Origin of the sequence: Chryseobacterium sp. CCNWLW53, assembly GCF_037083525.1 — a bacterium.
Classification (GTDB): Bacteria; Bacteroidota; Bacteroidia; order Flavobacteriales; family Weeksellaceae; genus Chryseobacterium; species Chryseobacterium lathyri.
This window is the reverse complement of sequence record NZ_JBAOJR010000003.1, coordinates 102,556-125,869: the sequence shown is the minus strand read 5'-3', so window position 1 is coordinate 125,869 and position 23,314 is coordinate 102,556. Positions and strand designations below refer to the sequence as shown.

The following is a 23,314-nucleotide window of genomic DNA, read 5'->3' as shown; positions in this document are numbered from 1 at the left end:
TTCTAAATGATATTATTGTTTACCTTCTTGTGATGTAATCAACCAGAATTTAAGAAAATCAATATCTCTTAAACCTTCAAATAGGCTTTTAACTTTAGGATATTCAGTCGTAACGTCACCCTTGATTGCTAATTTGTAATCAGGATTTACGCTCAAACTTTGTTTTACCCATTCTACTAACTGCTTATTTGTACTATCCATAGGAATCCCGGTAGGACTCTTAAAGCTTTTCTGCTCCTCATCTGACAAATCGAGATAGCCTTTCAATTGGTTCATAGGAACCCCAATTGCTTGTACTTTTTGAAAGGCAGCTTTTTCCTGGTTGGTAAAAGTCATATTATACTTTTGACCCATTTTTTCTAAAAGCTGTAATCTCTCTGATGCATTCTCCACCGGTTGGAAATAGAATTTCCCGTCCGGAGTCGCGTTGATGGTCATCAAACTTGCATCAGGAAGTAACTTCTCTGATATTGAAGATGGCGGTTTAATCTGCTCCACGTCAGGTTTTTTAAACTGAGTGGTCAATATAAAGAACGTAAGTAGTAGGAAGGCAACGTCACACATTGCCGTCATATCCGTCACTACTCCATGTCTTTTTGGTTTGACTCTCGCCATTGTTTTTGAATTATTTAAATTAAACTTCTTTTAATTGGAATGCAAATTCCTTGCTACAAATTCAATTCTTAGTTGAATTCAGCGAAAGACTGCTGGATGCTCATAGCGATCTCGTCGATCTTATAAGTTAATCCGTCAATTTTAGATGTAAAGAAGTTATAAAGGATAATCGCGATAGCTGAAGTACCAATACCTAATGCCGTGTTGATCAAGGCTTCAGAGATACCTGTAGAAAGTGCAGCAGCATCTGGAGTACCACCACCTGAACCTAATGCGAAGAATGCTTTGATCATCCCGATTACAGTTCCTAAAAGTGCGATTAGCGTAGCTACAGTACCTAAAGTAGAAAGAATCATCATGTTCTTTTCAAGCATTGGCATTTCAAGAGTTGTAGCTTCTTCGATAGCTTTGTTAAGAGCTACCATTTTCTGCTCTTTATTTAAAGTAGTATCGTGAGAAAGTGCTTTGTAAGTAGTAAGACCTTCTTTCACTACGTTACCTACAGATCCTTGCTGTCTGTCACACTCTTCTAAAGCTTCATCAATTTTGTTTTGATTCAATAAGCTTCTTACTTGTACTACGAAGTTGTCTAAGTTTCCTTTTCCAGCAGCTTTACCTAGTACGAAATATCTTTCAAAAGAGAAAACGATTACTGTGATCATGAAAGTAATCAAGATTGGTACGATAACCCCTCCTTTGTAGATAATACCTAAAAACGATTCTGGGTGAATGTCTTTTCCTTCAACACTTGAGAAAGCTACAGATCCGCCACCTAGCTTTTCTGCGTCTTTAAAGTTTCCTGGGTTCCCAAGAACAAATAAATAAATACAAACTCCTATAACGAATAAAATAGGAATAATAACAGCCGGGTTTAAACCTCCTGCTTTTCTAGCAACTACTTGCTCATCATTTTTTGAAACATTCATTTCCATATTTAACTAAATTATATTGTTTTAAAATTTTACAGGGTGTAAATTAAAGGCAAAATTAATTAAAATGCAAGAGTCTTAAATAAACATTTTGCATTTTTCTGATAAAGAAAATTTAATACGATTTCGATATAATAATTATTTTAAATTATTTTATTTATTTTTCTCAATTTTAACATTTGAGTTAGAAATTTAAAAAAATAAGACCTTCATTTTTTTTAATTTGCCAATGTTAACTTTTTTTTAAATTACGATATTCACAATACGGTGATGCACGACGATGATTTTTTTAGGTGTTTTACCTTCTAAAAACGGTTGCATTCTTTCATCCGAAATCACCAAATCTTCCACTTCCTTGGCCGATAACTGAGCAGAAAGTGAAATTTTGAACTTCATTTTACCGTTTACACTTACCGGATATTCTATTTCGTCTTCAACCAGGTATTCCTCGTTCAATACAGGGAATTTCTCGAATTCCACGGATTCTTTATGTCCCAGCAGGCTCCAAAGCTCTTCACAGATGTGTGGCGCATATGGAGAGATGATAACGGCTAACGGTTCTAAAATATTGCGTTTGTTGCATTTTATTTTTTGCAGCTCGTTGACAGCAATCATAAATGAAGATACAGAGGTATTGAATGAGAAGTTCTCAATATCATATACCACCTTCTTTATTAAGATATGTAAAACTTTGTATTCTGCTTTTGTAGGCTCTTCATCGGAAATTTCAAATGTGTCACCGTTGAAATACAGGTTCCAGAATTTCTTAAGGAAACCATACACTCCGCTTAACCCTTGTGTATTCCATGGTTTAGATTGCTCCAAAGGACCTAAGAACATTTCGTACAGCCTTAATCCGTCTGCTCCATATTCTTCACAGATATCATCAGGATTTACAACGTTGTATTTAGATTTGGACATTTTTTCCACTTCACGAACACATATATACTTTCCTTCTTCCTCAGTTACAAAAGAGGCATCATCAAACATTTCTCTCCAATTCTTGAATTTTTCAATATCTAGCTCATTTGTTGTCCCTTTTAATAAAGAAATATCGACATGTGTAGTCATTATATTTCCATTTATTTGTTTAGTACAAACTAAATCGAAGGAATTTGTCTCTCTAGAAGAAATTAATTTATCCATGACTTCAGAATTAAACTTTCTCAATTCTTTATCAAAAGAAACTTCATCGTGAATTAAATCTGTTTCTATTACAAATATTTTATCTATACTAATATTTTCAGTTGAAATAATTTCTCCATTAATATCCTTATAATTAATATCAAATTCAAATTCTACTTTTTGCCAATTTACAAATGCACTCATCCCAAGAATCATCCCCTGGTTAATCAGTTTTTGGAAAGGTTCATCCTGATTAATATAGCCTCTGTCTTTTAGGAACATATTCCAGAATCGGGAATATAATAAGTGTCCGGTTGCATGCTCGCTTCCTCCGATGTATAAATCTACCTGTCCCCAATAATCCGCCAATTCTTTTTTAACAAAAACCTCCTGATCATTCGGATCCATATATCTAAGGAAATACCATGAGCTTCCCGCCCAACCCGGCATGGTAGATAATTCTAACGGAAATATGGTTTTATCATCAATAAGGTCTGTAGAAACCACTTTCTGATTGGCTTCATCCCATGCAAATACTTTTGCATTTCCTAGTGGCGGATCTCCGTCTTCAGTCGGTAAATATTTTTCAACCTCCGGAAGTTCCAGCGGCAAAGCAGAAACCGGAAGTGTGTAAGGCATTCCTTCCCTATAATATATAGGAACCGGCTCGCCCCAGTAACGCTGTCTTGAGAAAATAGCATCACGCTGTCTGTAGTTCGTGGTTCCGTGACCAATTCCTTTGTTTTCTATTTCAGAAATTATTTTTGATTTGGCATCATTATAATTCAATCCGTTTAAGAAATCAGAATTCACACAGACCGAATCTTTAGCATCGAAAGATTTTTCCTGAACATCTTCATCGGTATCCACTACCTTTTTAATAGTAAGGTTAAATTTCTTCGCAAATCTGTGATCACGCTCATCATGTGCAGGAACGGCCATTACAGCTCCTGTTCCATAACCCATCAATACATAATCTGAAATATAGATTGGCATTTTTTCTCCACTGAAAGGATTGACAGCATAACTTCCCGTAAAAGCACCGCTCACGTTTTTCACGTCAGCCATTCTATCTCTTTCCGTTTTCTTGGAAGTTTCTTCAATATAAGAATCTACTTCCACTTTCTGAGCTTCTGTAGTAATAGCTTCCACTAAAGGGTTTTCAGGAGCCAGCACCATAAATGTTGTCCCGAAAATAGTGTCAGGTCTTGTTGTAAATACCTCAACGATCTCGTCATGACCTTCTATCTGAAACTTAACCTGTGCTCCCTGGGATTTCCCAATCCAGTATTCCTGGGCATCTTTAAGAGGTTGCGGCCAGTCTAATGTGTTCAATCCCTGTAATAATCTTTCAGAGTAGGCAGAAATTCTCATGCTCCACTGCATCATTTTCTTTTGGAATACAGGAAATCCCCCTCTTTCAGATTTTCCGTCTTTTACCTCATCATTCGCTAATACAGTTCCCAAGGCCGGACACCAGTTTACGGTAGTTTCCGCCCTGTAAGCCAGGCGATAGTTGAGTAAAATATCTTCTTTATCAAGGTCTGAGGAATCTTTCCATTCTTCTGCTGTGAAATTTAATTCATCATTTTGATTGGCATTTAATCCTTCAGTTCCTTTTTCTTCAAAATGCTGAATCAAAGTCTGGATAGGTTCTGCCTTATCAGTATTTTTATTATACCATGAATGATACAGCTCGATAAAGATCCACTGCGTCCATTTATAATAGGATGCATCAGAAGTTCTCACCTCTCTGCTCCAGTCGAATGAAAAACCGATCTTTTTCAGCTGCTCTTCATATCTGTTAATATTTTCCTCAGTTGTGATCGCAGGATGCTGCCCTGTCTGGATGGCATATTGCTCAGCAGGAAGACCGAAGCTGTCGTATCCTACCGGGTGAAGAACATTAAACCCCTGGTGTCTTTTATATCTCGCATAAATATCTGATGCAATATACCCCAGCGGGTGCCCCACATGAAGTCCTGCTCCGGATGGATACGGAAACATATCGAGAACATAAAATTTAGGTTTGTCTGTGTTATTAGAGGTTTTGTAGGTCTGATTTTCCTCCCAGTACTTCTGCCACTTTTTTTCTATCTGCTGATGATCGTAAAACACTTTTTATAATAGATGTTAGATGTTAGACTTTAGATATTAGATTTAATTCTTATCATTAATTCTAAATCAAGATTCACAAAAATAATGATTTTAAAAGAAATGGAAATTTTAATTTTGATTAATTCACAAATGCCCTTCAACAAAAAATCTCATCCGGAGATGAGATCTGTATTTAGGTATAAAATGTATATTTTATTTATTGAGGAATTCTCTTCATTGTAAATGTTCTCGTTTTATATACAGTCGGATCCTGGGTCTCTTCTCTGAATGCTATATTTAAGGTAGCATCATTGAGCGTAATTATTTTACCATTGGATGGTTCTACGGTACCCTGATACTTAACTATTACCGTTTTTGCACTTTTATCATAGGTATAAGTAAAGTTTCTGTCTGACGTAATAGCACATTGTGGAGTTGTACCAATTTCTCCCCATTCAGTTCTTTTTCCCGATGCCTCAGTATTGAATCTCCATCTGCCCTCTTTCTGGCAGTCGGTATACGTAATAAGATCGGAAACAGGCTCCTCACCTACTTCTACGGTAGTAACCACTTCTTTAAGCGGCTGCCAGACACCTACAAGAGGATATTCCATCTCATTATCGCCATCATCATTACATCCTGTAGCTACAAATAATGATAAACCTGCAAATAGTAATGCTAATTTCTTCATATATAAAATTTTCAAGGGCTAAAATTATAATTTTTTTGATTTATAACCTCATTTTTTGTGAAAAATTATTTTGATAATCTATATTTCTGAAAATTTTAAAGTATTATCCTTTAAAACAGCCTTTATTTAACAAAATATTGAATCTCAGTTTTTCCCCTATCTATTAAAAAAACTATTTTTGCAGAAAGAAACAAAAATGCAGAGTATAACGAAAAATAATTTTGACTTCATCCGTGTTCTCCTTGCTTTCATTGTCTTTGTAGGACATTTGGGAGCTTTAAGTGACTCCAGCCAGCTTACTTTTTTAACACACAGTCCTGTAGAAGTTGCCGTTTTTTCGTTTTTTATTGTTAGTGGATTCCTTATTGCAAGGAGTTATGAAAGATCTTCCAGCCTGAAAAGCTACGTAAAGAAAAGAATCTCCAGAATTGTTCCCGCTTATCTCTTGGTTGTTTTACTCTGTACTGTCCTGCTGAGTCTGGTAAGTACGTTGCCTCTTTCCGATTATTTCGGAAACGTTCAGGTTTATAAATATTTCTTCTGGAATTCTATTTTCATGAATTTCATGGCTCCTTCTCTTCCCGGGGTCTTCGGGAATGAAGCAGTCAACGGTGCTCTATGGACGCTTAAGATTGAAATGTGCTTTTATTTTGTTGTTCCCCTAATCTTTTTATTATTCGGAAAAAATAATAAGTACAGGAATATCAGCCTGATCATTCTGTATTTTCTTTCTCTAGTTTTCCTTAATTATTTTGAAATGGCCGGAAAAATCTCCATATCCAAACAGTTGCCCGGCTCGCTATGTTATTTTATAGGCGGGATGCTGGGCTATTTTTATTTTGATCAGTTTATCAAATATAAAAACACGCTCTTCATCATTGCTATTATTACGGTTTGGATAGATCTGATCTTACATATCAAATTATTTTCTCCTATCATGATCAGTATTATTGTTCTGTATATTGCCTATTCATTCAAATTTCTGAACAATTTTGGAAAATACGGAGATTTCACTTACGGTATTTATATCTTCCACTTTCCTATTATCAGGGTATTTGCTACGCTTGGACTGTTTGCCAACTACAATCCTTTTTTCATGAGCTTTTTGTGTATGCTGGTCGTTATCGGAGTAGGAATTGCATCGTGGCATCTTTATGAGAAAAAATTTTTATAATTTTACCCCAGTAAAAATGCAAATGAAAGACCTGGTCTCCATCATCACTCCCTGTTACAATTCTGCCGAATTCATCGAAGAAACGATACAATCTGTTCTAAACCAGACCTATGACAATTGGGAATGGCTGATCACCGATGACCTTTCCAAAGATAATACCGTAGAAATCATAAGAAAATACAATGATCCCAGGATAAAATTACAGGTCCTGGAGAAAAACGGCGGTGCCGGAAATGCCAGAAATAATAGTCTGGAAAGAGCCACTGGGCGATATATTGCTTTTCTGGATTCTGATGATTTCTGGTATCCTGAATATCTGGAAACGATGACAGATTATATGCAGGAAAATAATGCGGAACTGGTCTACTGCAATTATTCAAGATGTAATGAGCAGTTACAGCCTGTTTTAAAAGATTTCCTGGCAGATAAGGTGGTAACCTTCTCCAATCTTCTGAAAACCTGCAGACTGGCCCCGGTTTCTACCATGTACGATACCAAAAGGGTTGGGAAATTCTTATTTCCTATAAAAAGCAAGCGTGAAGATCACGTGATGTGGCTAAACCTATTAAAGGTAATTCCTGAAGGAATGCCTATCAATAAGACACTGGCAAAATACAGGATGCGTGAGAACAGTGTTTCCCGAAAGAAAAAAAACATCATCAAGGATCAGTATCTGGTCTACAAAGACTTTATGGGGTTTTCTACTGTAAAATCCTTTTATTATACGGCCAATTGGGCCATAAACGGATTTCTGAAATATTCTAAAATTTTCAATTAATGGAATATTCAAAAGAGTTTAAAGCTGCCTTAAGTGCTTTTTCCAGCATAGAAAAAGACCGGCTTATTTTCAGATTGCTGAAAAAAGATAAGCTTCTATCTAAAAAACTGTATTTTGAACTGATCGATCAGGAAACTACGGATGATAAGAGAAATGCGATGGAAGAGAATGTTGCAGAACAGGTTCTTCTGGCCTCAAAATATTTTGGAAACGCCAAATATTTTCTTACTATTATCCGAAAGCTGAGTGCAGAAATAACAGAGCACATCAAAATTACAACGGATAAATTCGGGGAAGTTTCTCTGAATCTTTTGCTGGTGAACAGAATTCTGGATTCCAACAGTGATTTCAGCAGACAGCGATTTGATAATGTGTACAAGCTCTACATTTATATCATTAATAAAGTGTTTAAGGCATTAGTATTAACAAAAAAGCTGGACGAAGATTACTGGATGGAAATTGATGAGCTCCTGAGAGAAACACGAAATAAAATCTCTGAAAATCATTATTTGCAGAAACTTTGCATCAATAATGGTCTGGATATTAACTGGCTTGAATCTGATAATATTCCGGAAAACATAGAGCAGATCATGAAAGACACCAAAAGCCAGGGATTTTTACGATAATATCTTCTGCAGGATAAGATTTGTGGCATCAGGCTTTTCTTTTATAAATTTTCTTGCATTTCCGGACATTTCCTCTAACTCTTCTTCATTATTAAGAAGAAACAATACAAAATCTGCTGCGGCATATTCTTCTGAAAAAGATTTTCCTCCGCCGGCTGCAATCAGATCGTCTGCCTCAGGATTCTTTTTATAATGATCCCCAAAAATCACAGGAGTTCCAAACGTAGCTGCTTCCAGAATATTATGCAGACCTGCATCATGAAAGCCTCCGCCTACTACCGCCACATCTGCATAAGAATATAGCTTTGACAACAAACCGATGCTGTCGATGATTAAAATCTGATGTCCGGAAACGGAAAGCTCCGGATTTCGTATTTTGCTGTATAATAGGGCTTCGGGGAAAATATTCTTTAAATGCTCCACTCTTTTCAGATCATGGGGAGCAATAATCAGTTTCAAATCAGCATTCATTCTGAAAACTGTGGCAGCAATCTTTTCTTCAGCCTGCCACGAGCTTCCGAATATAACAGATTGATGCTCTCCTATAAAATCTGCAATAAATTCAACATGATTATCTCTTGCCCGGAGTTGTTTTACCCTGTCAAACCTTGTATCTCCTGCGACTGAAGAATTGACCAATCCAATACTCTTAGCTAATGCATAAGAAAAGGTGGTCTGATGAAAAAACCAGTCTACCTCTTTTTTGAGCTGCTTTACAAACCATTTTCCATAAGATGTGAAGAAAGCCTGGCTTTCATAAAACAAGGCAGAAATTACATAAATCTTAGCTCCATGCTCTTTAAGCTCTGCCAGGAGATGATACCAGTAGTCATATTTAACGGTGAAAAATAATTCGGGCTCAAACTGGGAAATAAATTCTTTTACCTTACTTTTTTTATCGAAAGGCAAATAGCAGATCACATCTGCGATATGTTTCTTTTTTACAACATTTTCGTAGCCTGAAGGGGAAAAAAAAGTGATAAGAATCTTATGCTCCGGAAATTTTTCTTTCAACTTTTCCAAAACAGGAAGCCCCTGCTCATATTCGCCGAGACTGGCCGCATGCATCCAGATCACCTTGTCTGAGGGCGAAAATGCAGCTTTTACTTTGTGTAAAGACTGCTTTCTTCCTTCAACTCCTTTTTTAGTTTTATCATTAAACAAAGAGAAAACTTTCATTCCGAAAATGAGCAGGCTGACAAATATGTTGTATAAGAAAGACATTTAATTATTTTTCAATTTCAATTCGGTCGTTATGGGTAGATGGGCTGGAGATAACAAGAAACTCCACTTCATCCTGAGATTCGTTGGAAATAAAATGCTCTGATTTAGGTTGAATGGAAATACTTTCTCCCGCCTTTACAGAAAACTTTTCATTATTGATATACAATATGGCTTCCCCTTTTAAAATATAAAAAACCTGTTCTGCCATTTCATGGAAATGCAGTTTTTCAGCAGTTCCGGCAGGCATTTTTTCCTGCTTTACGGAAAGCTTGTGGGAATCATTCAGGATCCAGCTGTCACAGCCGTTTCCCCAGGTATAGTGTACTGAATTATCTTTAGAATATATCATTTGAATATCGCTACAAAAATAAAAACCACGATCAGGCTTCCTATTACCGATAAAATAGCTGTAGATAATGGAACTCTAGGCTTCACGCTTTCATCAAAGGAATAACGGAACATATAATCCTGACTATTCATAAAAATAAACATTATTAATACAAATAGCCATCTTATAAAAACTTCCATGATCAGGAATTGGGCATCCTTATTCTGGTCTGTGATTTCTACAGGAAAATTAGCGGTTTCAGGATGCCTTAAGGTGTATACAAACATGAAATAGAAAGCCGTTCCCAGAATCGGTGTTAAAAAAGAAAAGGCTTTGTTTCCAAAATTATCAGCCTTTCCGTCAAAATCGAAATGTACCGGAATTCGTTTAGGAAGGGTTTTGTAATGTTTCAGGGTAAACCACCAGAAAAAAACCACCAATCCGAAATTAAAAATATCAAAAGCTGTGAAAATAATATTCTCCATTCAGACCGTATTTAGGGTTAGAGTACGTTTTTGATCACTCTCAGCTTATGGGTGTGCTTATTCATTTCTTTGTTAAAGATGCCGGTAGAATCCAGGATATCTATTCTCACTTTTCCCGAAGCATGAATAATCTTCTGATTCTCCAGCATAATTCCCACGTGAATAATTTTGCCTTCAGGGTTTTCAAAAAATGCTAAATCACCTGGCTGGCTTTCTTCAACGAAAGTTAAAGGGACACCTACTTCTGCCTGCTGATAAGTATCTCTAGGTAATTTAATATCATGGATCTTATATACCAGCTGTGTAAAACCGGAACAGTCTACTGCAAAAAAACTCTTTCCGCCCCACAGGTAAGGAACGTTAAGGAATTCTCTGGCAGCTAAAGCTATACTCTCACGGAGATCATGACTTCTTCTTGAAGCCACCGCAGGAAATTCTACTTCGGAACCCATTGACAGAAGGGTTTTTCCGTCATTCATTAACACTGAGGAAAAATCTTCAGTCACCACGGTAACCTTTCTTTTTGCCAGCTCTTCCTCTGTTACAGGTTTCAGCTGTTTGGTATCCATCCATCCTTCATAGCCATCATAATGCATTTTTATTCTGGTCCAGTTTTTATTCACTTCCAGAATATCAGCGCTTTCCCCAAACAGTATTTCCGTAACAATTTCCGCTTTGTCAGAATTCTCTGCACGAACCGGTGCTACAGTAACATTACAAATTCCTTTATTCATTCATTCTAAATTAAAAGATTCAATGATTTAAAAATTAAAGAATTAGATTCCGTAAAATCTTTTATTTTTTTAATTTTTAAATCTTTTGCCTATTTTCTTCTCAGAAAATTCACTCCGTCACGCAAAGGTAAAATAAGATTTTCAAAATCATCGTCTTTTGCAATCAAATCATTGAGTTCCTTGATAACCTGCGTAGATCTCTGTTTCGGATTTTCCTCCAGCACTTTTCCGTACCATAAAACGTTATCAAACATCACTACCGAACCTGTTTTTGTTCTGGGCTTGATCAGTCTGAAGTATTCTGCATAATTTTCTTTATCAGCATCTATGAAAACAAGGTCAAAAACCTCATCAGTATCTCTTAAAAATTCTTTGGCATCCTGAAGCTTAAAATCGATCTGTCCGGCATATTCACTTTCTTCAAAATATTTTTTTGGAAGGTAAGCAAGATCTTCGTTCACATCCAGTGTGGTAATTTTCCCATCTTTGGTCAGTCCTGCTGTCAGGCATAGTGTGGCATATCCTGTAAAGGTTCCTATTTCCAGCACATTCTTAGGCTGTATCATTTGAGAAATAATAGTTAAAAGTCTTCCCTGCTGATATCCTGATATCATATGCGGCTGTGTAGTTTTCTGATAGGTCTCTCTTCTCAGTTTTTTCAGAATTTCAGGTTCCGAGGAAGCATGCGTTTCCAGATACCTGTCCATTTCAGGATTTTTTTCTTCAAAAAAGCTCATACTGCAATTCTTTTTATGTTATTCAAAAGTACTTAAATATAAAGAAAAAATTATTATTGGTCGGCATTTTTCATCCGTTTCTCCGTAAAAAGCCCATTGAAAATACCGTGAAAATACGGATATGTTTGCCTGAAAGATAGTAATACATTTGCACAGAACAAGGGGTAAAAACACTAAGACAAAACAATGAATGCAGGAGGAAAACTAATTAACACAGAGAATCAGAAGACCGCAAGGCCAAATGGCAGTGCGGGTTCTTCGTCCAAAAAAACTAAGACAGAAATATCCAACTCATTTTTTCAACGAATTATTTCATTATTGAAAAAAGAAGAATTAATTTGATTAAAAAAAATCCCGAATGACTTCGGGATTTTTTTATGGGTATGTATGTTCAATTACTTCTTAGGAGCAATATCCATTAATTTCATGAATTCATCCAGCTTAGGCATAATGATAATTTCCGTTCTTCTGTTTTCCGCTCTTCCTGAAACACTCATATTGGTTGCTTTAGGATTGTATTCGGAACGTCCTCCCGCAGTAATTCTTGCTGGATCTACTCCGAACTGCGTCTGAAGAACCTTCGCAATTGCTGTACCTCTCAATGCAGAAAGGTCCCAGTTATCTCTTGGCAGATTAGGTGAGCTTAATGGTGCATTATCTGTATTACCTTCAATCAATACAGAATATTTATCATAATCATTAATTACCTTAGCTACTTTTCCTAATACTTCCTGAGCAGCAGGCAGTACGTTATAATCTCCTGTTTTGTATAGCATTTTATCAGAAAGCGAGATCATTACCACTCCTTTCAACACTTTCACCTGTACATCATCATCCGCTACATTGTCAAGAGATCTTTTAAGCTTGTTGGACAGTGCCATATTCAGACTGTCATTTTTAGCATTGTTTGAAATCAGCTGTTTGATATATGAATTGGAAGCATTGATCTCACCAACCAGTTTGTCAATATTAGCTGAACTTTTTCCTGTATTTGAAAGACATGCATCCAGAGATGATTTCAAAGCATCGTGCTGGCTTTTTAAAAGATTATTCTCACCTGACAATGCAGAATTCTGAGACTTTAAATCCTGGATCTCTCTTTGTCTTTCACCAATATTTTCAATACACTGCTTATAATTGGAGCTTAATGCATCATACTGTTTTTTACTGACACAAGAGGTCAATCCCAACGCCATTACAGTTACTCCTAAAATTTTAATAATCTTCATATGTAATCATTTTTAGACGAATCAAAGTTAGGAAAATTGAATTGAATTTTATGGATTATCTTTGCATAAAAGAAATCTTCAACATACCCTTTGGAAAAATTTAGTTTTAAAAATCAGCTTGAAAACCTTGTCAGAAATCCGGAAACTCACAGCTATCTTCTGGCTGTAAGCGGAGGTGCCGATTCTATGGTCCTGGCCTCTCTTTTTAAGGGTTTGGGTCTTAATTTCCAGATAGCTCATATCAACTATAAACTTCGGGGTGAAGATTCTGATCTGGATCAGAAAACGGTTCAGGATTTTTGTGAGAAAAATCATATTCGTTTTCACCTGTATGAAGTTTCGGAAAAAGACAATAAACCGGAAAATTCTATCCAGCTTTGGGCGAGAGAAATCCGCTACCGCTTTTTCAGGGAAATTCAGGAGCAGGAAAACCTTGAATTTCTTGTTACCGCCCATCATCTGAATGACCAGCTGGAAACTTTCATCATCAATCTTTCTAAAGCTTCTGGCATTAGTGGGCTGAGTGGTATTCCAGCAAATAAAAACAAAATAATCCGGCCTCTTCTCAACTTTTCAAAAAAAGAAATTTATGGGTACGCTGAGGAAAACAGAATTGACTTCCGGGAAGATCTCTCTAATAAAAAAAGTGATTATTTAAGAAACAAAATCAGAAATGAGATCGCTCCCAAGCTTTTGGAAATCAATGAGCACTTTCTGGAAAATTTCAGAAAAAGCTCTTCTTATCTGAACCAAACCAGAGATTTTGTAGAAAAACGGATCGAGGAAATCGAAAATAAACTTACGGTATTTAACTCTGAGCACAAAATCTTATCCAAGGAAAAGCTGGATCAGGAAAGTGCTTTCGTACAGTTTGAGATTTTAAAGAAATACGGATTCGACAAGGAAGAAGAAATCTCCAAAATTTTTACAGCGGAAAACGGCAGTTCTTTTTTTTCAAAAGATTATCAGCTTATGATCAGCCGCGATGAATTAATTTTCATCAGTAAAAACCAAAGGCAAGAAACCAAAGATGAAATTATTTTGGTGGAAAATTTTGATTTTTCTGAAATCCAAATGGATATCAGTCTTGAAGATACAATTGAAAACATTGACGGAATCAATAACAGTTTTGAATGGGATTTTGATGCTGCAAAACTTCAGTTTCCATTACGTTTAAGAAAACAGCAGGACGGTGACGAGTTTTATCCGGCGGATTTTTCAGGCAAAAAGAAAGTTTCTAAGTTTTTTAGGGACGAAAAATTATCTATTTTAGCGAGGCCAAAAATTTGGATCCTGTGTGACAGTTACAATTCCGTACTTGGAATTATACCTCTCAGACAGGACAGACGATATGCAAGTGATGAGAAAACGCAAAGTATTCTCAAAATTTTTAATGAAAAGAAAAAATGAAATTTAGAAACTGGTTTTTAGCCGTACTACTGTTTTTAGCGGCAGGAATTAATGCACAGATCAAGAACCCTGTAAAGTTTAAGTTCACTGTCAACGATCTAGGGAACAACCAATATGAAGCAGTTTTAAATGCTACTATGGAAAACGGCTGGCATATCTATTCCAAAGATCTTCCTGAAGATACAGGAATTCCTACCGAGTATAAAGTTTCAGGGAAAAACATCGAACTGATCGGAAAGTTCACTGAAGTTGGTAAGAAACACGAAGAGTTTTCAGAAGCTTTTGGAGGGACGATTGTTTTTTATTCCAATTCTGCCGGTTTCAAGCAGAAATTTAAATTAAAAGACCCTACAAAACCAGCAGAGGTTATTTCTGAAATTACCTATCAGACTTGTGACGACAGAGTTTGTCTGGCTCCAAATACTTTAGAATTTAATCAAAAAGTAACTCCAAAAGGTGCTGTTGAGGAAACTGCAGAGGAAAAGACGGATGTTATAAAAGATTCTGCAAAAACTATAGAAACAGTTGCGGTAACGCCTGTGAAAGGAGAATTACCCGTTGCAGAAACATCAAAACTGGATCCAAAACAGCTAAAAATAGCAACCTTTGATTTCCAGAAACCCTTGACCGATTGCGGAACAGCCGTGGAAGAAGTCGGAGAAAATTACTGGACTTATTTATTCTTAGGATTTGTAGGTGGTCTGATCGCTTTGCTGACACCTTGTGTTTTTCCTATGATCCCGCTGACGGTTTCTTTCTTTACAAAAGGGAATAAAAACAAAGCAAAGGGTAAAAGAGATGCACTGATCTATGGATTTTTCATCCTTATCATCTTTGTCCTTCTGAGCCTTCCTTTCCATCTGATCGATGGAATTGCCGGAAATATCTTCAATGAAATATCTACAAGTGTATGGCTGAATATTGCCTTCTTTATCATATTCATCTTCTTTGCAGGCAGCTTCTTCGGATACTATGATATCACGTTGCCGAGCTCCATTGCCAATAAGTCTTCGAAAGCAGAAGAAGCGGGAGGAATTATCGGTATTTTCTTCATGGCACTGACGCTGGTTATCGTTTCGTTCTCATGTACCGGACCTATTCTGGGAAGCTTACTGGGAAGCGCAGTGACAGGCTCTACCAATGTTCCTATGCTGCTGACATTCGCATTGGCAGGATTCGGACTGGCATGGGCCATCGTTTTTGGATTGCTGGCTTTATTCCCGCAGGCTTTACAGAGTCTTCCAAAATCCGGAGGATGGATGAATACCGTGAAAGTGGTTCTTGGTTTTGTAGAACTGGCTTTAGCTTTAAAATTCTTATCTAAGGCAGATTTAGTTTCTAAAACATTCTTATTAAAAAGAGAACTTTTCATTGCCATCTGGATCGTTATTGCTTTGGGACTGGCTCTTTATTTATTCGGAGTTATAAGATTTCCGCACGATGATAAAAAACCGAAGATTTCTATTACAAGAAAGATATTAGGCGCTTTGGGAATAGGTTTTGTGATCTATCTGATCCAGGGATTAATTCCGGCAGAACGTCCAAAACTACAGCTGTTAAGCGGAATTCTGCCTCCTTTGAATGTAAGTTATCTTCATGATGAAAAAGACGGAATTCTGGGAATGCATCCCGAGCATGATTTCTTTAAAGCTATTGAACTGGCTAAAAAGGAAAACAAACCAATTTTGATTGACTTCACAGGTTATGGCTGCGAAAACTGCCGAAAAATGGAGGAATTCGTATGGAGCGAGCCGGATATCCTTCCGATTTTACAGAATGATGTTGTATTGGCATCCCTATACGTAGATGATAAGGAAGAGCTTCCTGAAGATCAGAAAACAAAAATAGATCTTGGAGACGGACAGGTGAAAAAGGTAAAAACGATTGGTGACCGATGGAGTTTATTCCAGCAGGTGAATTTTAATAATAATTCCCAACCTCACTACGTTTTGATAACACCGGATGGAAAAGTAATCAATACACCGGTATCCGGATATATGCCGAAAGAAGATTTCAAAAAGTTCTTAGAATGCGGAGTTAATTACTATAAAACGACGAAGTAATTCTTAATTTAAACATATAAAAAGCCTTATCATTATTTTGATAGGGCTTTTTTGATATTTATAAAAATAATCATATTCTTAAAAAGTCACAAAAGCTTGCGAATATAAAATATTGTACAGCTATTTTATGTCAACCATTCTATAAATTTTAAATTTTATTGACATTTATCAATTTTAGGTACAAACTTTGTATAGATTCCTTCAGATAAGTATTAATACTTTACTTTTTTAACCAAAACCGTTTAACATTTAAAAATATGAATTATGGCTGAAGTAATTGCACAAGAAAAAAAGGGAGGAAGCAAACAAAGAAAAAAATTAATCCGGGTGGATATGACTCCAATGGTAGATTTAGGATTTCTATTGATCACCTTCTTTATGTTTACCACCAATTTTACAAAACCCAATGTAATGGATCTGGGGCTTCCGGCAAAGGATCCTAATCCACATCCAATAAACATCCCTCATATTGGAGACAAAAACCAGGTTACCTTTATTCTTGGAAAAGACAACAGAGTTTTTTACCACCAGAGCAACGAGAAAGAGCTGAATGCAGGAAACCTGAAAGAAACCGATTTCAGCGGGGTAAAAATTTCCAAGATCATTTATGAAGCTTATAAAAACGCTCCGGTGCCTGAAAATTTCACCGTCATTGTAAAGCCCACCGATGATGCCAACTATAAAAACTTCGTAGACATCCTGGACAATATCGCGATCTCTAAAAAAGAAAGATATGGCATTACTGATATAAAACCATGGGAAAAGAAAATTTATACCGAATTAACCCAATAGAATCGAAGAGCATTTTTACAATGCTCTTTTTTATTTAAATTTGAAGAAACAACTAAGATTATGCTGAATTTTGAAAGAAAAGGAAACGGGAAAGAAACTTTGGTACTGCTTCACGGCTTTATGGAAAACATCTCCATCTGGAGTGATATGGAGCCACATCTTTCGCGAGATTTTTCACTGTTGAAAATAGATCTTCCGGGCCATGGACAATCTGATATTCTGGCCGAAGTTCACACCATGGAACTGATGGCTGATGAAGTGAAAAAAGTTTTAGATCATGAGAAGCTGGATAAAGTACATCTTTTGGGGCATTCCATGGGAGGGTACACCTCACTGGCTTTCGCAGAAAAATATCCTGAGACTCTCAAAAGCCTGACCTTATTCTTTTCCACCTATTTTCCTGACGATGAAGAGAAAAAACAGCAGCGGATTAAAAGCTATAGAATCATCAAGGATGCATTTCCCCATTATGTACGGGCTGGAATTCCGAATCTTTTCAACCCCAATGAAAGAGACATCCTGGAAGGCAAAATTGAAGCCGCGCTTGAAACTGCACTTTCTACCAACAATATGGGAGCTCTTGCCTGTGTAAAGGGTATGGTAGAAAGAACAGACAAAAAACATGTCATGGAAAGCCTGGAAGCGAAAATTTTAGTATTGGCAGGAAAGCATGACAACGCTGTAAAAACAGATATGATGATCAAACATCTTCCTGACAGAACGAATATAAAATCCTACATCCTGGACTGTGGGCATAACGGGCACTGGGAAAAGCCCGGCATCTGCGCAGAAATTATCAATACGGAACTTCTTCATAATCTTCCAAAAAAATTAGTCCTGTAATACCCGGCAATAGCTTTATTGCCCGGTCTATATCAAAATTTCTTGTATCTTAGTAAGGAATTATTACTTTCGATGGGTTTATTCTCTTTCAAAAAAAAGAAACCGCCGGTTATCGGCCTTACACTTTCCGGTGGAGGAATGCGTGGAATTGCCCATATCGCAGTACTGAAAGCACTGGAAGAATATAATCTGAGACCGCATATCATTTCAGGGACCAGCGCCGGCTCTATTGTGGGAGCATTTTATTCCTTCGGAAAATCACCGGATGAGATGATGGATATTGTAAAACAAACAACATTCTTTTCAAGATCTTATCTGAAACTTTCTAAAAACGGTATTTTCAGCTCAAATTTCATCCTGAAACTTTTTAATGATCATTTTCCTGAGAATGATTTTAAAATCTTAAAAATCCCTGTTTACGTTACTGCCACGGAAATGACCCACGGAATTGTGGATTTCTTTTCGGAAGGTGAGCTTTTCGGTCCGCTTCTGGCTTCGTCAAGCGTTCCGTTTATTTTACCTCCTGTGAGAATGGGTGAAAAAATATATGTTGATGGAGGTGTTTTAGATAATCTTCCTATAGAGCCGATCATTGACAAATGTGATTTTTTAATTGCTTCTCACGTCAATTCTATAAGTTATGATGAATTAAGGAAAATGAGCCTGATGAAGGAATTTGACCGTATTCTCCATTTAGCCATTGCAAAATCGGTTTACTCCAAAGCAAAGTCCTGCGACATTTTTTTAGACCCTCCTAAAATGACAAAATTCAGCTTATTCAGTAAGAAAAACCTTGATGTCATGTTTCAGGAAGTTTACGAGTATACCTGTGAAGAACTCGAAAGCAAGGGATATACTAAAAATTTGAGTACCGAAGTGTAAGTGTTTGAATGTATAAGCTTACTGTCCGAAAAATAGTCATGTACTAATTCCTTTACAGCTCTTCCTGCTCCAGTCTTTTCTTGAATGTTTCGATGGTATCCGGAAGAGATTCATCAGATTTTCCACCCGCAGCATTGATGTGTCCGCCACCACTGAAATATTTTCTGGAAAACTGGTTCACGTCCACATCATCCTTACTTCTGAAAGAGATCTTGATAAAATCATCGTACAGGTCTTCCATAAAGAAAGCTGCCATTTTTACTCCTGCAATGCTCAGTCCATAATTGACAAAACCTTCTGTATCTCCTTTCTGGAAACCAAATTCCTTCAGCTCGTTTCTTGTAAGTGACAGCACAGCTACTTTGCCATCATTCACGACTTCTATCCTTCCCAGCACGAGAGCAAGAAGGTGAAGACGGGAAACTGTGTTGGTATCCCATGTGTTCGAGGTTATAACAGAAGGATCAGCTCCTTTTTCTATCAGATTAGCAATAATCCTGTGAGTTGTTGCGCTTGTGGAACGAAAACGGAAACCGCCTGTATCCGTCATGATCCCAGTATAGAGGCATTCTGCAATATCCTGATTGACCAGCCTTTCATCTTCCATTGCTTCAATAAAATGATAAATCATCTGTGAAGTAGCGGGAATCACTGTGTCAGAATATACAAAGTCAAAATTTTCCGGCTGCTGGTGATGGTCGATAAGTATTTTTTTAGCTTTAGATTTAATCAGCCATTCTCCCAATAATCCTATTCTTGAAGGCGAGTTAAAATCAAGACAAAAAATAACATCTGCCCCACTGATCAGATCAGATGCATACTTTCTTTTATACTCCCCGATGACCACCTTTTTGGATTCCGGCATCCATTTCAGAAATTTCGGAAAATCATTGGGAACAATCACCTCCACCGGAATTCCCTTTGCCCCAAGATAATGCTTTAATCCCAGACTGGAGCCTATAGCATCGCCATCCGGATTATAATGGGTAAGGATAATTATTTTATTTTCAGGCGTAAGTAATGTGTTGATATCTAAAAGTTCTGCTGGTGTAAACATCGTGTGTTTATTTTTCTTTAAATTTGAGTTTTCAAAGATAGAGCTTTTAAATAAATCAGCTAAATATTATTTCTTTGCACAAAATTTCGTTTCTTAATGCAGTTTGTCAATATTGGTATAAAAAGCATTGTCAAATAATTTCTAAAAAAAGATAAGTAAAATTTGTAACTTTTAAAAATTTCTATATCTTTGCAACCTGAAAATTAATAGATTAATTACGATTTAAATATATAGTAATGAGTAAAAGAACATTCCAGCCATCAGAAAGAAAGAAAAGAAACAAACACGGTTTCAGAGAAAGAATGTCTACGCCAAATGGTAGAAGAGTTTTGGCAGCAAGAAGAGCTAAAGGCAGAAAGAGTTTAACTGTTAGTGCAGCCCGCGCTAAGAGATAATATCTCGAATTATCATATACAAATCATGCTTGAAAAGAAGTTTTTCAGGCATTTTTTGTTGTTAAAATTTCCTAAAGTTTAGGGTTTTTAAGCTTCTTTTCTCTATTTTTAAGATCTGAAAAAATATTTTAGAAATAGCACTATAAAATTGAATTATGCCGCATACACATATCTCCGGAGATAATATTATAAGCTTACAGCACGCAAAAATTGCGCAAAAAAACTTTACTGTTCTTTCTGACGTTAATCTTAACATCAAAAAGGGCAGATTCTGTTACCTTATCGGAAAAACAGGTTCCGGAAAAAGCTCGCTTCTGAAAACACTTTACGGACACATTCCTTTAGCATCAGGACATGGAGCTGTGGTAGGTTTTGAACTTGCCAAACTGAGACCATCTGATATTCCTAACTTGAGAAGAAAACTAGGGATTGTATTCCAGGATTTCCAGCTACTTTCTGACAGAACAGTTGAGAAAAATCTGAAATTCGTTCTTGAAGCAACAGGATGGAGTGATAAAATAAAAATGGAAGACCGCATCAATGAAGTTCTGGGAAGTGTAAACATGAAAAGCAAAAAGCACAAGATGCCGCATGAACTTTCAGGTGGAGAGCAGCAGCGTATCGCTATTGCAAGGGCTTTACTTAATCATCCGGATCTTATCCTTGCCGATGAGCCTACAGGAAACCTTGACCCGGAAACATCCAATGAAATCATGACGCTTCTGAAGCAGGTAGCCCTTGAAAACGGAGCCGCAGTAGTAATGGCGACACACGATTACCATATGATCCAGAACTTCCCTGGAGAAGCGATCAGGTGTGAAGACGGAAAAGTTTCCGTGTTGGATACTGCAGAATTATTTGAATAAGATATAAGATAAAGAATTGCAAATTGGAGGTACAGACTGAATATGACCATCTAACTTCTAACCTCTAGTTTCTAGCTTCTAGCTTCTACTTTTAAAGACATGAAACTCCTTCGTGAGTTCAAGATATTGGTCCGAGTATTGTCTCGGACTTTTTTCTATGACAAAATCAGATTCTTCAATAGCTCTTTCTATGAACGAAAATTCCAGAACTAATCTTTTCGTTTTTGAATTCTCAATCCCTTTAATATTAACTTTTCGTTTTAAGAACAATCGGTTTTCTGATGCTATATCAATAAAAACACTGCCGGCCTCAACAGGAATAATAACCGACAAAACACCATGATCAGACAGAAGTTTTGCAGAAACAGAAATAAGCTGCTGGAAATTCAGTTCTACAGTCTGACGTGCTATTTTATCTTTATCAGATCCGGATTCTTCAAAATAAGGCGGATTTGAAACAATAAGATCAAATTTATTTTCTGTATGAAAAGTTTTAAGATCCTGATGGATATTTTTCAGCCTTGAATGAAAAGGAGATTGTTCAAAATTCGTTTTAGTCAGCAGAGCAGCGTCCGCATTGATATCAAGACCCAGAAAAGAAGCGTGATCATTTCTCTGAGCAAGCATTAACGAAATCAGGCCGGTTCCGGTTCCTATCTCCAAAACTTCCGAGGCATTCTTTACATCAGCCAGAATACCCAGCAAAACGCCGTCTGTTCCTACACGAAAGACCTCTTTCGACTGTTGGATTTCAAAATATTTAAATTTAAAAGGCTTCACTATAGGTTCGTAGGTAGTGTAATGGTAAATGTAGACCCCTTTCCTACTTCTGATTTCACTGCAATCTCCCCTTTATAGTCTTCGATCATTTTTCTTACCATAGAAAGTCCAAGTCCCATACCGCTGTTTTTAGAGGTGAAATTAGGCTCAAATATTCTTTCATACATATTTTCAGGAATCCCGATTCCGTTATCCTGTATGGAAATCATTACCCTTCTCTGATGCTGTTCCACATCTACGTTGATGATCAGCTTACGTTCATCGCTTTGGGCCTGTTTTGCATTGGTTACAAGATTAGTAATGATCCTGGAAAGGTAAATCCTGTCCATATTGATCATAATATTACCTTTATTGGAATGCATAAAAATGCTGTCATCATTGAAAACACGCAGAATATCTTCCACTTCAGTATTAAGATTGATGACTTCATTATTTTTTTCAGGAAGTTTTGCAAATTCTGAGAAAGCTGAGGCAACAGTCGCAATCAGGTCAATCTGATCTACCATCGTCTTGCTCATCTGTTTTACTCTTTCTCTGATATTCGGGTCTTCAGGATCAAATTTTCTTTCAAAATTCTGAATGGTAAGCTTCATTGGAGTAAGAGGATTTTTAACCTCATGAGCCACCTGTTTTGCCATTTCTCTCCAGGCTTCTTCAGAGGCTTTAAACCGCAGCCTTTCTTTCTGATCCTGGATCTGCAGGATCATCCTGTTATAAGCCCTTGCCAATGCATTAAGCTCATCATTTTTATAGTACCTGATAGGCCGCATTTCATTTTCAAACAATGTAATACGGGTGATCATATCAGAAAATTTAGTAATATTTTTCGCCAGACTGTTGGACGTTACCCAACTTATCCAGACACTGAACAAAATAAGAAAAATATCTACCAGCAAAATATATTTTATATACTGATGAAGGACATCCAGATAGGCGGATTCATTATGATATAAAGGAATATATACAATTCCTATGGGTTCAAGCTCATTATTTTTTAAAAGGAGATACGATGAAGTACGTCCTGCGTCTTTGGTTTTGTCATACCCTTTAATATCAACTCTTGAATCGGTAGCCAGAATTTTATTGACAATATTGAGTGGGATGGTTTTCTGGTCAATAAGGCTTTCATCTTTATTGGAAAGAAGATAGCTTCCTTTCAGATCATAAATCACAATATCATGCTGATTGATATCTGCTATTTCAAAAATCTTATTCCCCAAAACCTGTGGCAGATCCTTTGTCTCAACGAGGGTGCGGCTCACAGCATAATCCAGATATCTCATCACGGCATTGGTCTTCTCCTGCATGTCGATATTACTCTGCTGCAGGGAATTATTCCTTAAAACAAAATAGGGAACCAGCGAGGTAGCAACAACACTTAAAAAACATACGAGTAAGAACCCGAAAAACACCCGGTTCCTTAAACTGTATCCTTTGTATTTACTTATTGGCAT

General features: G+C 36.8%; 23 protein-coding genes. 10 read left to right on the top strand and 13 right to left on the bottom strand.

Annotation, left to right across the window (positions count from 1 at the left end):
* Nucleotides 1–12 precede the first annotated feature (12 nt).
* The 4 genes from V6R96_RS09585 to V6R96_RS09570 all read right to left on the bottom strand — a co-directional run bounded on the left by V6R96_RS09585 (nucleotide 13) and on the right by V6R96_RS09570 (nucleotide 5,457).
* A complete protein-coding gene (locus V6R96_RS09585; protein ID WP_223560362.1) occupies nucleotides 13–615 on the bottom strand; it encodes a biopolymer transporter ExbD in 603 nt (200 codons plus the stop codon).
* 68 nt (nucleotides 616–683) lie between these two features.
* The gene (locus V6R96_RS09580) at nucleotides 684–1,547 is read right to left on the bottom strand and encodes a MotA/TolQ/ExbB proton channel family protein (protein ID WP_034723277.1); all 864 of its coding nucleotides are present in this window, start codon (nucleotides 1,545–1,547) and stop codon (nucleotides 684–686) included.
* A 240-nt stretch (nucleotides 1,548–1,787) separates the two neighbouring features.
* Nucleotides 1,788–4,787: a class I tRNA ligase family protein gene (locus tag V6R96_RS09575; protein ID WP_336379069.1), complete on the bottom strand. Its 3,000-nt coding sequence runs from the start codon at nucleotides 4,785–4,787 to the stop codon at nucleotides 1,788–1,790.
* Nucleotides 4,788–4,983: 196 nt separating this feature from the next.
* On the bottom strand, nucleotides 4,984–5,457 hold the full coding sequence (locus tag V6R96_RS09570) for a lipocalin family protein (protein ID WP_111955518.1): 474 nt from the start codon (nucleotides 5,455–5,457) through the stop codon (nucleotides 4,984–4,986).
* Nucleotides 5,458–5,635: 178 nt separating this feature from the next.
* On the opposite strand from V6R96_RS09570, the gene V6R96_RS09565 reads away from it, so the two are divergent.
* Genes V6R96_RS09565 through V6R96_RS09555 form a run of 3 tightly spaced genes read left to right on the top strand, consistent with a single transcriptional unit; the run spans nucleotide 5,636 to nucleotide 8,035 of the window.
* Nucleotides 5,636–6,631: an acyltransferase gene (locus tag V6R96_RS09565; RefSeq protein WP_146897169.1), complete on the top strand. Its 996-nt coding sequence runs from the start codon at nucleotides 5,636–5,638 to the stop codon at nucleotides 6,629–6,631.
* Nucleotides 6,632–6,653: 22 nt separating this feature from the next.
* Complete coding sequence (locus V6R96_RS09560) at nucleotides 6,654–7,409, top strand: glycosyltransferase (protein ID WP_223560434.1); 756 nt, start codon at nucleotides 6,654–6,656, stop codon at nucleotides 7,407–7,409.
* Nucleotides 7,409–8,035 carry a deoxyuridine 5'-triphosphate nucleotidohydrolase gene (locus tag V6R96_RS09555; protein ID WP_336379070.1) on the top strand — a complete coding sequence of 209 codons (627 nt, stop codon included), beginning with the start codon at nucleotides 7,409–7,411 and terminating at the stop codon, nucleotides 8,033–8,035. The genes V6R96_RS09560 and V6R96_RS09555 overlap by 1 nt, the downstream gene beginning before the upstream one ends.
* Here V6R96_RS09555 and V6R96_RS09550 read toward each other — a convergent pair.
* The 6 genes from V6R96_RS09550 to V6R96_RS09525 all read right to left on the bottom strand — a co-directional run bounded on the left by V6R96_RS09550 (nucleotide 8,027) and on the right by V6R96_RS09525 (nucleotide 12,772).
* Nucleotides 8,027–9,259, bottom strand: coding sequence for a glycosyltransferase N-terminal domain-containing protein (locus V6R96_RS09550; RefSeq protein WP_336379071.1), 1,233 nt, complete (start codon nucleotides 9,257–9,259; stop codon nucleotides 8,027–8,029). The two genes, V6R96_RS09555 and V6R96_RS09550, sit on opposite strands and share 9 nt — an antisense overlap.
* Before the next feature lie 4 nt (nucleotides 9,260–9,263).
* Nucleotides 9,264–9,608 carry a cupin domain-containing protein gene (locus tag V6R96_RS09545; protein ID WP_336379072.1) on the bottom strand — a complete coding sequence of 115 codons (345 nt, stop codon included), beginning with the start codon at nucleotides 9,606–9,608 and terminating at the stop codon, nucleotides 9,264–9,266.
* Nucleotides 9,605–10,072, bottom strand: a complete 468-nt coding sequence (locus tag V6R96_RS09540; protein ID WP_336379073.1) for a DUF1648 domain-containing protein — start codon at nucleotides 10,070–10,072, stop codon at nucleotides 9,605–9,607. Before V6R96_RS09540 ends, V6R96_RS09545 begins: the two co-directional genes overlap by 4 nt.
* A 17-nt stretch (nucleotides 10,073–10,089) precedes the next feature.
* Nucleotides 10,090–10,806: a C40 family peptidase gene (locus V6R96_RS09535; RefSeq protein WP_111955530.1), complete on the bottom strand. Its 717-nt coding sequence runs from the start codon at nucleotides 10,804–10,806 to the stop codon at nucleotides 10,090–10,092.
* An 89-nt stretch (nucleotides 10,807–10,895) separates the two neighbouring features.
* The gene (locus V6R96_RS09530) at nucleotides 10,896–11,543 is read right to left on the bottom strand and encodes an O-methyltransferase (RefSeq protein ID WP_336379074.1); all 648 of its coding nucleotides are present in this window, start codon (nucleotides 11,541–11,543) and stop codon (nucleotides 10,896–10,898) included.
* Between the two features lie 395 nt (nucleotides 11,544–11,938).
* Nucleotides 11,939–12,772, bottom strand: a complete 834-nt coding sequence (locus V6R96_RS09525; RefSeq protein WP_223560367.1) for an OmpA family protein — start codon at nucleotides 12,770–12,772, stop codon at nucleotides 11,939–11,941.
* Between the two features lie 90 nt (nucleotides 12,773–12,862).
* On the opposite strand from V6R96_RS09525, the gene tilS reads away from it, so the two are divergent.
* The 5 genes from tilS (at nucleotide 12,863) to V6R96_RS09500 (ending at nucleotide 18,762) form a co-directional block, all read left to right on the top strand.
* Nucleotides 12,863–14,182 carry a tRNA lysidine(34) synthetase TilS gene (gene tilS / locus V6R96_RS09520; RefSeq protein WP_336379075.1) on the top strand — a complete coding sequence of 440 codons (1,320 nt, stop codon included), beginning with the start codon at nucleotides 12,863–12,865 and terminating at the stop codon, nucleotides 14,180–14,182.
* Nucleotides 14,179–16,245, top strand: a complete 2,067-nt coding sequence (locus V6R96_RS09515; RefSeq protein ID WP_336379076.1) for a cytochrome c biogenesis protein CcdA — start codon at nucleotides 14,179–14,181, stop codon at nucleotides 16,243–16,245. Before tilS ends, V6R96_RS09515 begins: the two co-directional genes overlap by 4 nt.
* Nucleotides 16,246–16,509: 264 nt before the next feature.
* Entirely contained in the window at nucleotides 16,510–17,037 is a 528-nt protein-coding gene (locus tag V6R96_RS09510; RefSeq protein ID WP_336379077.1) for a biopolymer transporter ExbD, read from the top strand.
* 60 nt (nucleotides 17,038–17,097) lie between these two features.
* The gene (locus V6R96_RS09505; protein ID WP_111955542.1) at nucleotides 17,098–17,880 is read left to right on the top strand and encodes an alpha/beta fold hydrolase; all 783 of its coding nucleotides are present in this window, start codon (nucleotides 17,098–17,100) and stop codon (nucleotides 17,878–17,880) included.
* Nucleotides 17,881–17,922: 42 nt separating this feature from the next.
* Nucleotides 17,923–18,762: a patatin-like phospholipase family protein gene (locus V6R96_RS09500; RefSeq protein WP_228452689.1), complete on the top strand. Its 840-nt coding sequence runs from the start codon at nucleotides 17,923–17,925 to the stop codon at nucleotides 18,760–18,762.
* 52 nt (nucleotides 18,763–18,814) lie between these two features.
* Here the strand turns inward: V6R96_RS09500 and V6R96_RS09495 are convergent, their stop codons facing one another.
* On the bottom strand, nucleotides 18,815–19,819 hold the full coding sequence (locus tag V6R96_RS09495; protein ID WP_111955546.1) for a bifunctional oligoribonuclease/PAP phosphatase NrnA: 1,005 nt from the start codon (nucleotides 19,817–19,819) through the stop codon (nucleotides 18,815–18,817).
* A 236-nt stretch (nucleotides 19,820–20,055) separates the two neighbouring features.
* On the opposite strand from V6R96_RS09495, the gene rpmH reads away from it, so the two are divergent.
* Together rpmH and V6R96_RS09485 are read left to right on the top strand one after the other, a co-directional pair.
* Complete coding sequence (gene rpmH / locus V6R96_RS09490; RefSeq protein ID WP_034701860.1) at nucleotides 20,056–20,214, top strand: 50S ribosomal protein L34; 159 nt, start codon at nucleotides 20,056–20,058, stop codon at nucleotides 20,212–20,214.
* A gap of 155 nt (nucleotides 20,215–20,369) precedes the next feature.
* On the top strand, nucleotides 20,370–21,080 hold the full coding sequence (locus V6R96_RS09485) for a cell division ATP-binding protein FtsE (RefSeq protein ID WP_111955548.1): 711 nt from the start codon (nucleotides 20,370–20,372) through the stop codon (nucleotides 21,078–21,080).
* 78 nt (nucleotides 21,081–21,158) lie between these two features.
* Here V6R96_RS09485 and V6R96_RS09480 read toward each other — a convergent pair whose 3' ends face one another.
* On the bottom strand, nucleotides 21,159–21,860 hold the full coding sequence (locus V6R96_RS09480) for a methyltransferase (protein WP_336379078.1): 702 nt from the start codon (nucleotides 21,858–21,860) through the stop codon (nucleotides 21,159–21,161).
* Nucleotides 21,860–23,314 carry a HAMP domain-containing sensor histidine kinase gene (locus V6R96_RS09475; protein WP_111955552.1) on the bottom strand — a complete coding sequence of 485 codons (1,455 nt, stop codon included), beginning with the start codon at nucleotides 23,312–23,314 and terminating at the stop codon, nucleotides 21,860–21,862. Before V6R96_RS09475 ends, V6R96_RS09480 begins: the two co-directional genes overlap by 1 nt.

Coding starts and splice junctions, on each gene's coding strand:
- V6R96_RS09585 (WP_223560362.1), bottom strand. CDS start 615: ATGGCGAGAGTCAAACCAAAAAGACATGGAGTAGTGACGGATATGACG.
- V6R96_RS09580 (WP_034723277.1), bottom strand. CDS start 1,547: ATGGAAATGAATGTTTCAAAAAATGATGAGCAAGTAGTTGCTAGAAAA.
- V6R96_RS09570 (WP_111955518.1), bottom strand. CDS start 5,457: ATGAAGAAATTAGCATTACTATTTGCAGGTTTATCATTATTTGTAGCT.
- V6R96_RS09560 (WP_223560434.1), top strand. CDS start 6,654: ATGAAAGACCTGGTCTCCATCATCACTCCCTGTTACAATTCTGCCGAA.
- V6R96_RS09555 (WP_336379070.1), top strand. CDS start 7,409: ATGGAATATTCAAAAGAGTTTAAAGCTGCCTTAAGTGCTTTTTCCAGC.
- V6R96_RS09550 (WP_336379071.1), bottom strand. CDS start 9,259: ATGTCTTTCTTATACAACATATTTGTCAGCCTGCTCATTTTCGGAATG.
- V6R96_RS09545 (WP_336379072.1), bottom strand. CDS start 9,608: ATGATATATTCTAAAGATAATTCAGTACACTATACCTGGGGAAACGGC.
- V6R96_RS09540 (WP_336379073.1), bottom strand. CDS start 10,072: ATGGAGAATATTATTTTCACAGCTTTTGATATTTTTAATTTCGGATTG.
- V6R96_RS09535 (WP_111955530.1), bottom strand. CDS start 10,806: ATGAATAAAGGAATTTGTAATGTTACTGTAGCACCGGTTCGTGCAGAG.
- V6R96_RS09530 (WP_336379074.1), bottom strand. CDS start 11,543: ATGAGCTTTTTTGAAGAAAAAAATCCTGAAATGGACAGGTATCTGGAA.
- V6R96_RS09525 (WP_223560367.1), bottom strand. CDS start 12,772: ATGAAGATTATTAAAATTTTAGGAGTAACTGTAATGGCGTTGGGATTG.
- V6R96_RS09515 (WP_336379076.1), top strand. CDS start 14,179: ATGAAATTTAGAAACTGGTTTTTAGCCGTACTACTGTTTTTAGCGGCA.
- V6R96_RS09510 (WP_336379077.1), top strand. CDS start 16,510: ATGGCTGAAGTAATTGCACAAGAAAAAAAGGGAGGAAGCAAACAAAGA.
- V6R96_RS09505 (WP_111955542.1), top strand. CDS start 17,098: ATGCTGAATTTTGAAAGAAAAGGAAACGGGAAAGAAACTTTGGTACTG.
- V6R96_RS09495 (WP_111955546.1), bottom strand. CDS start 19,819: ATGTTTACACCAGCAGAACTTTTAGATATCAACACATTACTTACGCCT.
- rpmH (WP_034701860.1), top strand. CDS start 20,056: ATGAGTAAAAGAACATTCCAGCCATCAGAAAGAAAGAAAAGAAACAAA.
- V6R96_RS09485 (WP_111955548.1), top strand. CDS start 20,370: ATGCCGCATACACATATCTCCGGAGATAATATTATAAGCTTACAGCAC.
- V6R96_RS09475 (WP_111955552.1), bottom strand. CDS start 23,314: ATGCCAATAAGTAAATACAAAGGATACAGTTTAAGGAACCGGGTGTTT.